The organism is Vibrio makurazakiensis (genome assembly GCF_050337375.1).
Lineage (GTDB): Bacteria > Pseudomonadota > Gammaproteobacteria > Enterobacterales > Vibrionaceae > Vibrio > Vibrio makurazakiensis.
In genome coordinates this window covers 1-10502 of record NZ_JAKJSW010000152.1, presented here as the reverse complement: position 1 = coordinate 10502, position 10502 = coordinate 1, and the positions used below count along the sequence as shown (strand labels likewise).

10 protein-coding genes are annotated in these 10502 nt (G+C 42.3%); 3 read left to right on the top strand and 7 right to left on the bottom strand.

Annotated elements, in window-relative coordinates:
• A partial coding sequence (locus L4C33_RS15595; RefSeq protein WP_428813338.1) for a tetratricopeptide repeat protein occupies positions 1-344 on the top strand: 344 nt, incomplete at its 5' end.
• Between the two features lie 198 nt (positions 345-542).
• Here L4C33_RS15595 and L4C33_RS15590 read toward each other — a convergent pair.
• A complete protein-coding gene (locus tag L4C33_RS15590; RefSeq protein WP_428813337.1) occupies positions 543-1289 on the bottom strand; it encodes a substrate-binding periplasmic protein in 747 nt (248 codons plus the stop codon).
• A 527-nt stretch (positions 1290-1816) separates the two neighbouring features.
• Between L4C33_RS15590 and L4C33_RS15585 the strand changes: the two genes are divergently transcribed.
• A complete protein-coding gene (locus L4C33_RS15585) occupies positions 1817-2071 on the top strand; it encodes a hypothetical protein (RefSeq protein WP_428813336.1) in 255 nt (84 codons plus the stop codon).
• 211 nt (positions 2072-2282) lie between these two features.
• On the opposite strand, the gene L4C33_RS15580 is transcribed toward L4C33_RS15585, so the two are convergent.
• Positions 2283-2621, bottom strand: a complete 339-nt coding sequence (locus tag L4C33_RS15580) for a cytosolic protein (protein ID WP_428813335.1) — start codon at positions 2619-2621, stop codon at positions 2283-2285.
• Positions 2622-2812: 191 nt separating this feature from the next.
• Here L4C33_RS15580 and L4C33_RS15575 point away from each other — a divergent pair, with 191 nt between their 5' ends.
• The gene (locus L4C33_RS15575) at positions 2813-3814 is read left to right on the top strand and encodes a metal-dependent hydrolase (RefSeq protein WP_428813339.1); all 1002 of its coding nucleotides are present in this window, start codon (positions 2813-2815) and stop codon (positions 3812-3814) included.
• Here the strand turns inward: L4C33_RS15575 and L4C33_RS15570 are convergent.
• From L4C33_RS15570 to L4C33_RS15550, 5 genes are all read right to left on the bottom strand, one after another.
• Positions 3811-4011 carry a hypothetical protein gene (locus L4C33_RS15570; RefSeq protein ID WP_428813334.1) on the bottom strand — a complete coding sequence of 67 codons (201 nt, stop codon included), beginning with the start codon at positions 4009-4011 and terminating at the stop codon, positions 3811-3813. The two genes, L4C33_RS15575 and L4C33_RS15570, sit on opposite strands and share 4 nt — an antisense overlap.
• Positions 4012-4237: 226 nt before the next feature.
• Positions 4238-5329 (bottom strand): acyltransferase family protein, encoded by a 1092-nt coding sequence (locus L4C33_RS15565; protein WP_428813333.1) that lies wholly within the window; start codon positions 5327-5329, stop codon positions 4238-4240.
• A 395-nt stretch (positions 5330-5724) separates the two neighbouring features.
• Positions 5725-8112 (bottom strand): phenylalanine--tRNA ligase subunit beta, encoded by a 2388-nt coding sequence (gene pheT, locus L4C33_RS15560; RefSeq protein ID WP_428813332.1) that lies wholly within the window; start codon positions 8110-8112, stop codon positions 5725-5727.
• Positions 8113-8130: 18 nt separating this feature from the next.
• Entirely contained in the window at positions 8131-9114 is a 984-nt protein-coding gene (gene pheS / locus L4C33_RS15555) for a phenylalanine--tRNA ligase subunit alpha (protein WP_428777475.1), read from the bottom strand.
• 216 nt (positions 9115-9330) lie between these two features.
• The gene (locus tag L4C33_RS15550; protein ID WP_428813331.1) at positions 9331-10440 is read right to left on the bottom strand and encodes a GGDEF domain-containing protein; all 1110 of its coding nucleotides are present in this window, start codon (positions 10438-10440) and stop codon (positions 9331-9333) included.
• Positions 10441-10502: the final 62 nt, after the last annotated feature.

The following is a 10502-nucleotide window of genomic DNA, read 5'->3' as shown; positions in this document are numbered from 1 at the left end:
AACATACCCTTTCCTATGCAAAGATGGGGGATATTTACTCTTATTCTGAGTATAACAAACCGTGTAATTTCAAAACCACAGATACCAAAAAAGCGTTAGAGTATTACACGAATGCCGCAATGCAGGGCAACGCTTATAGCCAATATGCAGTAGGTTATGCTTACCGTAACGGTCACGGTACATTGAGCGATTTTGTTAAAGCGCTAGCATGGTTTGAAGTTGCGCAGGAATACGGAAAACCTGATGCAGACAAAGAGATAGTAGACGTGAAGCAATACATGTCTACAGAGAACATTGCCGCAGCAGCGCAACTCAAAGACTCTTTAATCGAAGATATCTGGTAATGATAACAACGACTCTAATTCGTGTGGGCTAGAAGGCTTCTGTCTCACAATTTGTTAGAAATCGGTTTATTGTCACTCCCACAAAGATCAAAAGGCCTCGTAAACGCGAGGCCTTAGTTTTATCTATCGAACGACTACAAATCCTCTACTTAACTGCTTTCATTAACCTAGTCATCCCAGCGTATAAGCCTTCTTCAGTTAGTTTTGCTTTAGTCCCCATTCGGTCAATAGTTCTTTGTATTGTTCTGTTCGCTTATAAGAATCCAATAATTCCTTTATCACTGTTAACTTATCTTCAGGGAAATTGAGGTTGGCAGCTAAGTAATAATCACCGTCGCCATCGAGTTCTAATTTTTTCGCAATGCTAGAAGAAGGCTCACCGAGTTCTTTTACCACATAAAACGCTACAGCATCGGGAATGGGCCAGAGTTCAGCTCTGCCTTTTTTCAATAATTCATATTGTATGAACCGCGCATTGGGCCCAGAGAGCCTGATAAATTGATTAATGTCGATACCTTGTTCTTTGAGCAAGATCTCTCTGGAGTCATCTATCTCAGTTGTCACGCTGTACTTAGAGATATCACTGATTGTTTCTAAGACAATGTCATCTCTTTCACTTAAGGCAAACACTGACTGAGTTGCAGGGACGAGTTTTGATACCCACAAAAACTGTTCCTCTCTGAATGAGCGTCTGGCTATTGAAAATATCAAACCATTTGGATCTCTTCGGGCTTCAGTCATAGTCCTGATCCAAGGGTTGAACATGATTTGGTAATCAAAACCTGTCGAATCCATGACTTCACGTATGATCTCTACCGAGACACCAGCCATTTCGCCTTCATGCTGGAAGTTGTAAGGAGGAAAGTGCTCAGTATAGATGTTGATCACTTCACTTTTTGAGCCGAAGCTAACAGCAGACAATAACAAAACCATCAGCTGCATCATTGACTTTAATACACCATGATTAAACGCGCGCACGCACCTATATATCATATTAAAAGCACGAAACCTGACACTGATTGTTTGTCACATGGAGACTGGCGTTTCCCTTTTCTATAAAGATCATACCTATTCCTCTTACTCTATTATCCAAAACGCTTCGTAACGTAATTTCTAAGTGTGTAACCAAGGTAGAGAATGCTTAATTACGAGCTAAGCCGTACTAGTTAGGTGCTGGACCCTATTTTGAAGTATATACCTAGCTGAACAGAGGTGTACTTTGATTGAGAAAAGAAGGGAATGTTGTTGAACGAGTCAGGCTTGCCCGAAGCAGATTAGAAATACTGAACTCTCCTTACGTTCTATCCTACTTAGACCGATATACCCTGGCCTTCCCCCTCATTCCATGCTCTGCCAAATAGACGAGAAGCTCTAAACATCTGGACACAGTTTTATATAAGGAATTAATTGATGTTAGCTATCTCATTAATTACCATGATCTTGATCGTTTAATGACCAATTAGGGTGTGAGTATGGCTGAATTTCAATTTTATAAAAAAGATAAAATCTCAATACATTTAGATGTAAATAGCCCTTCATTTACAACGGAAAATGAACAACTCATTGAGCAAGGGTTTGAGCTCATAGGTGACATTATAGAAGCTGAAAATAGCCAAGTAGCGCATGAAACGTTTAAATCAATTCATGGTGATGAATTAAGAATCTTAGCGAAATCACAAATGTGGGTAGGGATTGCTACTGCGGGATCTGGTGGGTTATCAATCTAGGTTCTATTTCTTATCGTCATTAGTCAGTACAATTAATTTTCAATTGTACTGACTTGTATTTTGCTTAAAGCCAATCAGTTCATGAGATACCTAAACCAGTGGTATTAACGTATTCAACCACTTGGTTTTGTCACACCCTTTAATAAACGAAATGCTTGCAGATGAACGACTTGGGATACCAATTCGCCTATTTCAACTTACTGAATAATTTTCAGTCCATTCGGGTAATAAAGGTTTGCTCGTCATCCACAAAAGCCACATAGTCGCCGTGATAGATAAACACACGTCCTCTCCCCTCAACGATACACGCAAGCTGCGGGTTCAAATCTTCTTCAAGATCTTTGCTTTGATACGTGCCGGTATCGGTGATTACACCGCGAAGTGTAGGTAAATACCCATAGCTGCGTTTAGCTTGATCAATCAGGCTCAATTCACTGCTGCTAGAGAAGTAAGATGGAATTGGACCAGCATCTTCGATAAACATCGGTTTCAGTTCTTCAAAGGCGGTAATCACCAGCCAGTCGATGCCGTTAACATGATGGATAAACATTGTTTATAAATACCTAGTTTCTCGATAGTTCTAATGCGGGGATTCTATCACTATCATTGGCTGAAGGTAGGAGAAATTGAGTGACTAAAGCCGGTGATAATGTGCGGCGTTCACTAGCATTACTGGCATTTGGAGTGGAGAAGCTCAGCGAATCATCTACTATTAATTAATACATAATCAATGAGTTAATGATGGACCCACTAACGCAAGGTGTACTGGGCGCCTCCCTCTCTCTATCTGTGAGCAAAAAACAGCACTTACTCGTCGCTGGTTTTTTCGGGCTAGTCGCAGGAATGGCGCCAGATTTAGATGTATTGATCCGTTCTGAAAACGATCCTTTGCTCTTTTTGGAGTTCCATCGACAGTTTACCCATTCACTCTTTTTTATCCCTTTTGGCAGTTTCCTATGTGCTCTGCTTTTATACCTACCACTCGGCAAAAAACTCCAACTATCATTTCAGCAAAGCTGGCTTTATTGCGCACTCGGTTATAGCACTCACGCATTGTTAGATGCTTGTACCTCTTATGGTACTCAGCTGTTTTGGCCTTTAACTAACGAACGTTACGCCTGGAATGCTGTGTCTGTGATTGATCCTGTGTTCACTCTTCCCATATTGATATTACTCGTATTCTCAATACTAAAACGAAACGCTTGGCTTGCACGTATTGCCGTTGTTTGGGCGTTAACTTATCCCACGCTCGGTATGCTTCAAAGAGATAGGGCTGAGGCGGTAGGATGGCAACTTGCTAAAGAACGCCAACACGTACCGATTCGATTAGAAGCCAAGCCGACTTTCGCGAATATTTTGGTTTGGAAGGTCATTTACGAAACGGAGGAGGACTACCATGTTGATGCCATTCGAGCGGCTCGTTCAATAAAAACATATCGCGGTGAGACCATCGAAAAACTAAACCTAAGCCGAGATTTTCCGTGGCTCGACCTTAATTCTCAACAAGGTAAAGACATTGAACGTTTCAGACAGTTTTCAAACGGATTTCTCGCGAGATCCCCCGACGATAAGCTACATATTATAGATGTTCGATATTCAATAGTACCAAATCAATTCAATGCACTATGGAGCGTAAAACTGTCACCATCAGCGAGCACAAACGACCATGTCGAATACGTGACACATCGTGACAATAGTCCAGAATCGAGAAAGATCTTTTCCGACATGCTATTCGATTTTTAACCAAGCCTACTATCTAAGCTCCAACCGTGAATGAAGGACAGCGCAGTCTCCCCACACCCACTTTTTCCATACGCAATTTGCTCACCATCGTGATATATCGCAATCCCGTACTTAACTGTTGAATCATGAGCCATGGTACTCATGCTACCAAGTGCCATGAATACCAAGAGTGTGATGTTTAGAATCAAACGTTCCATAGTGTCTCTCTACTTACTTTGGAGGGAACACAGAAAGCGCCCCTCTCAACCAATATGGGCGCTATAAAGTGTGAAGTTGCTGACGGGTCAATGGTGATTTAGATAATTAACTTTTCTATGGTGGCGGCTTAATCAACTCATTTCTGTCCAATTGTGTGACAGGACAAACAAGAAAGGCGCTGAATGGTCAGCCTCTAGACCTTTGGTGCGTACAACAAGGTTTATGTTAAAGGCGTTTACCTAGCTGCTGACCCTTTAACTCAATAAAGTTATATGTAAGCGTTGATACCAACAGAACAAGACCAACTATAAAAACGGCTAAAATATTATTCAGCCAAGCATCACCAACTGTTAAAAACCTCGTACCGTCTACCATTGGAGTCATTTCTATCCCTGTGACTTTCTGAAGAACCATTACAGATGAAGTTAAACAAAAAAGAAATGCAGCATGAATCATATAAATTGAATATGACAACTTTCCTGCAATTTGAAATGGCTTCTTCTTTAAAAGATAAGAAATAACACCATAATCAAAAGCAAAAACAGTTACTACTATAAAAAACAAAGCGATTGCAAATATGGTTCTATTTTCAAAGTCAGAAGAAACAACATATACAACCAAGAATATTGATAAGATTTCGATTATAGATGCGAAGGTAAAACTTAATTTAAGATGTTCTATTTTCCTATAAAAAGTATACATAAAAGCACCACCAAAGAAGCAAGACAACCCTCTGAAAACTTCTTTAGTTAAGGAATCACTATCAACAAAAATACCATATAACATAATCAATGATACAAGAGCCCAACCTAAAGCTTTTCTTCCTTTAAAAAGGAATATTGAAATAAACAGTAAAATGTACATATAGAACTCAACACTGATACTCCAAGATGGATAGTTAAACGTTAGAGGGTTTGTAAAAGTTGTCCAAGACTGTATAAGCAACAAATTCGGAATAATTTCACTTACCGCTCCGGACCCCGTAAATGGTTCATTATTAAATGAAAAACCAGCAAACTTATACGCAAATAATTTCCCAAACTCTAAAATTATCATCACACCAAGCATAACAATATGTAACGGGAACAACCTAAAGAAGCGAGCTTTTATAAATGGTCTAAACATCAGGTCATTACGAAACCCATATCCATGAGCTAAAACGAAACCACTTAGGACAAAAAAGAACTCAACAAAGATAGCGCTGCCTCTAAAAAAGCTTAGTTCTGTTATGCTCCCCACAAGGTGCATGTGAAACACAACCACAGAGATAGCACACAGCCCTCGAAAAGCATCAAGAGACTCAAATCGTTTAACCATAAAAAAATACCAATTCAATTTTTCCGTATTGTACTATCAATACAATTAGTTATGAAAGCGCACTTCTTCCTGCACTTTCGATGCGTGATATGTCCATTATGGTAAATAACCAATTTAGCACCTCAAAATGCTCATCTGACGCACTCGTAATACTTCAGAGCCGTTTTTACGCACTTACTCTACCTACTTACCCAGAAATCGGGTTGTTAGTTTGTGACAGAAACAGACACTATCGAGTGCAAATTTTTACCGTATAATACCCTAGACAGGCTCGTGTAAGAGAGTCTTAACTGTTCTAGGAAGCTTTTGTCCAATAATGAATTAGCGCCATTTTACCTAAAAACAAAAAAGGCCTCRCAATGCGAGGCCTTTGGTTTTCTATCTATCAGAAGAGATTAGTCGCGRAGTGCTGCGCCGAATTTCTCTGAGATTGCAGCTACGATAGCATCTACTGAACCAGCGATGTCTGCATCTTCTAGTGTGCGTTCTACAGACTGTAGGCTAAGTGCGATTGCTAGGCTCTTCTTACCTTCTTCAACGCCTTGACCAACGTATACGTCGAACAGTTTAGCGCCTGTTAGGAATTCGCCACCAGCTGCGATACACGCTTCTACAATGTCGCCAGAAGCTACTGCTTCGTCAACAACTACTGCGATATCACGACGGTTTGCAGGGAACTTAGATACTGCTACTGCTTCTGGAAGCACGCGAGTGTTGATAGCTGCCCATTCGATTTCGAATACGATAGTACGGCCGTTAAGACCAAACTTACGCTCTAGTTCTGGGTGAACAGTACCAATGATACCCACTTCTTTGCCGTCTACTACGATAGCCGCAGTTTGACCTGGGTGAAGTGCTGGGTGCTTAGCTGCTTTGAAGCTGTATACGATTTCGTTTGCAGAAAGCTCAAGAACTGCTTCTAGGTCACCTTTAAGATCGAAGAAATCTACAGTGTTAGTTGCAATGTCCCAGTGCTCTTCGCCACGAGTACCAGAGATAACGCCCGCAAGCATCATTTCTTGGCGCATACCGTTTTCAGCAGTTGCTTCAGGGATGAAACGTAGGCCTGATTCGAATAGACGAACGCGAGACTGTTGACGCTTCTGGTTGTGAACAACTGTGTTTAGAAGACCTTGAATTAGGCCAAGACGCATTGCTGACATGTCCGCAGAGATTGGGAATGGCAGGATTAGCGGCTCAACACCAGGTACAACAAGCTTTTGCTGTTCTGGTTCTACGAAGCTGTATGTGATTGCTTCGTGGTAGCCACGGTCTACAAGAAGATCACGAACGCGCTTAAGCGGTTGGTTAGCTTCTTTGTGGTCATTCATTTTAAGTGCCGCTTTAGGCGCTTGGTTTGGAATGTTATCGTAACCGTAGATACGACCTACTTCTTCAATTAGGTCTTGCTCGATTGCGATATCGAAACGCCAAGATGGAGACGTTGCCGTCCAACCAGCTTCTGTCGTCTCTACTTCACAGCCTAGGCGAGTAAGAATTTCCACTACGTCTGTAGATGGAATTTCGTGACCTAGTAGGCTGTCTAGCTTAGCGCGACGCAGTGCAACTACGTTTGCTTTTGGTAGATCAGCTTCAGATTCGCTGCCGTTTACTGGCGCAACTTCACCACCGCAGATTTCAACTAGAAGCTGTGTTGCACGCTCCATTGCTGCTGCTTGTAGAGTTGAATCCACACCACGTTCGAAACGTAGAGAAGAATCAGTGTGAAGGCCGTAAGCACGTGCGCGACCACGGATGTGATCCGGTGCGAAGAATGCAGCTTCAAGAAGTACGTCTGTCGTTTCAGTTGTAACACCTGAATCTTGACCGCCAAAGATACCAGCGATTGCTAGTGCTTTGTTTTGGTCTGCGATAACAAGAGTTTTGCTGTTTAGTTCAGCTTCGTTGCCATCTAGAAGTGTTAGCTTTTCGCCCTGTTCTGCTAGACGAACCACGATACCGCCTTCGATCTTAGCTAGATCAAATGCGTGCATTGGTTGGCCTTGCTCTAGCATCACGTAGTTTGTGATGTCTACAACAGGGTCGATTGAACGGATACCACAACGGCGCAGTTTTTCTTGCATCCAGATTGGAGATTCCGCTTTCACGTTTACGTTCTTAACCACACGGCCAAGGTAACGTGGACATGCATCAGTTGCTTTGATTTCAACAGATACTGTGTCTTCAATGCTTGTTGCAACAGCTTCAACTGTTGGCTCTGTAACGTCTGCGCGGTTTAGTACGCCAACTTCACGAGCAAGGCCACGGATGCTGAAGCAGTCTGCGCGGTTTGCTGTTAGGTCTACGTCGATAGTTACGTCGTTAAGCTCAAGAAGCTCACGTACGTCCATACCTAGCGTTGTGCCTTCTGGCAGCTCAAGGATGCCGTCAGACTCTACGTCGATACCTAGCTCAGAGAAAGAACAAAGCATGCCGTGCGATGGAACGCCACGTAGTTTTGCTTTCTTGATTTTGAAGTTACCAGGCAGTACTGCGCCAACTGTTGCTACTGCTACAGTTAGGCCAAGACGACAGTTAGATGCACCACATACGATGTCTAAAAGCTCTTCTTCGCCGATATCAATTTTTGTTACTTGTAGTTTGTCTGCGTCTGGGTGCTGACCGCACTCAACCACTTTACCTACTTTAACGCCGGTGAATTCACCAGCAACAGGTTCTACATCGTCAACTTCCAAACCAGCCATAGTGATTTGGTGAGCTAGCTCTTCGCTGTTAATTGCAGGTTTAACCCACTCGCGTAGCCAAGATTCACTGAATTTCATAGTTTTGACTGCCCCGGATTACTTGAATTGTTTAAGGAAACGAAGGTCGTTCTCGAAGAACGCACGAAGGTCATTTACGCCGTAACGAAGCATCGTTAGACGCTCTACACCCATACCGAATGCAAAACCAGAGTATTTCTCAGGGTCGATGCCAACAGAGCGAAGTACGTTAGGGTGAACCATGCCACAGCCTAGAACTTCTAGCCATTTGCCATCTTTACGTTTCACGTCAACTTCAGCTGAAGGCTCTGTGAACGGGAAGAATGAAGGACGGAAACGCACTTCAACTTCTTCTTCAAAGAAGTTACAAAGGAAATCGTTAAGAATGCCTTTAAGTTGTGCGAAGTTTACGTTCTCATCAACTAACATACCTTCCACTTGGTGGAACATTGGCGTGTGAGTTTGATCGTAATCGTTACGGTAAACACGACCCGGAGCAATGAAGCGGAAAGGCGGTTTGCCATTTTCCATCGTACGGATTTGAACACCAGAAGTGTGCGTACGTAGCATTAGATCAGGGTTGAAGAAGAAAGTATCGTGATCAGTACGAGCTGGGTGATCGTCTGCGATGTTTAGTGCATCAAAATTGTGGAATGCATCTTCGATCTCAGGGCCAGACTCAGTGTTAAAACCAAGCTCACCAAAGAACTGTTCGATACGCTCAACAGTGCGAGTAACAGGGTGAAGACCACCGTTCTCAATGCGACGACCTGGTAGGCTCACATCGATAGTTTCTTCAGCCAGTTTCGCTTCAAGCTCTGCACGTTGTAGTGCGTCTTTGCGAGCTGCGATCGCTTGTTGAACAGCACCTTTCGCTTTGTTGATCTCTTGACCAGCAGTACGACGCTCTTCAGGTGGAAGTTTACCTAGGCTTTGAAGTTGTGAAGTTAGTTCACCCTTCTTACCTAAATACTGAACTCGCACTTCATCAAGTGCGACTAACGAATCTGCTGTATCAATAGCAGTCGTTGCATTAGCAATGATCTCTTCTAGATGTTGCATCATTTCCTCATCTACCAGTTGGTAGTGTCCGTATCGGATGATTAGTTTTTTAGATAGCTACACATAGTAATCAAACACGCTACTAATGCCAAATTGAATCGCGAAAAGAACAAGTTATTGGCTAAAAACACGCCAAAGTTAATGAGATATGAAGGATATTGGAAAGATGCAGTACATATATCAGTGCTGCATCTTAAATTAGGTGTGAACTATCCGTTAAATTTGAATAGAACGGACGCAGTTTTTTCCAGAATCTTTTGCCAGGTAAACAGATTGGTCGGCCGATTTTATTAGCTCGTTAAACGACGAAAATTTCGGGGTCATTTCCGAAACGCCTACGCTAATGCTGCCAATCCACAATTGATTTCCAGTTTCAATTTGAAGTTCTGAAACCTTTTGGCGAGTCATTTCTGCAGCGTACATACCGCCTTTTAGGTCTGTTTCTGGGCAAATCACCAAAAACTCATCACCACCTAAGCGACACACAATGTCATCACTGCGAAATGCGTTTTTCAATTCTCTGGCTAGGGTTTGCAAAACCAAGTCACCCGCATCGTGACCACAAGTGTCATTAATTCGTTTGAAGTGATCCGCATCTATCATGATACAGACTAAAGGCGTTCCTAATTCCTTTGCGTCTTGCCAATGAACCGCCAAGCGCTTTAAAGCACAACGTCGATTGGGAAGTTTAGTGAGCGCATCAGTTAACGATAAGTCTTCTAACTGCCTGTTAGCCCGTTTGAGTTCCGCAGTACGTTCTTCCACTCTGTCTTCAAGTAGTTGGTTAAAGCGAAGTAATTGTTTATTACGTTCAGAAACCTGCTCAAACAGCCCTTTCAGCGCAGCGAGCAATGGAACGGTTGACGAGTCTTGTTGCTTTTCTTCAGTCTCAAATGCCTGTTTCGGCGACGAACCCTTTTCAATCGCAGCCACCTGCCTTGCCATGTTCTGATCAATACCAAGAATATGATAAGCAAGCCAGTGGATTAAAAAGTCTAATAATTGTTTAGCTGAAGACTGATCTTCTTCCAAAATGAACGCTTGCATGCTGTAGATGTCTTGCATGAAAACACGATGAACCTTGATATGCTCATCTACATGTTGCTCAAACACGCCACGTTCTCTCATTAAAGATTCTTCTTCTTTAAAATGAAATTCCGCGTAGCGGGTTAAATCGAGCAAAGCGATCCTAATATCGTCAATTGACATCGTATTTTCAGACAGCAATTTTCCATATTGATTGATAAATCCGACTAGGTATTGGTGCTGTTCATCAACATCTTCAATGCCGGTTTCAAAATTCTTGTCCCACGTAAATGAACTCATAGATCCCTTAACACTTACACAGCCTTATTTAATTTAAAGACATATATGGAAGTTATCGCAAC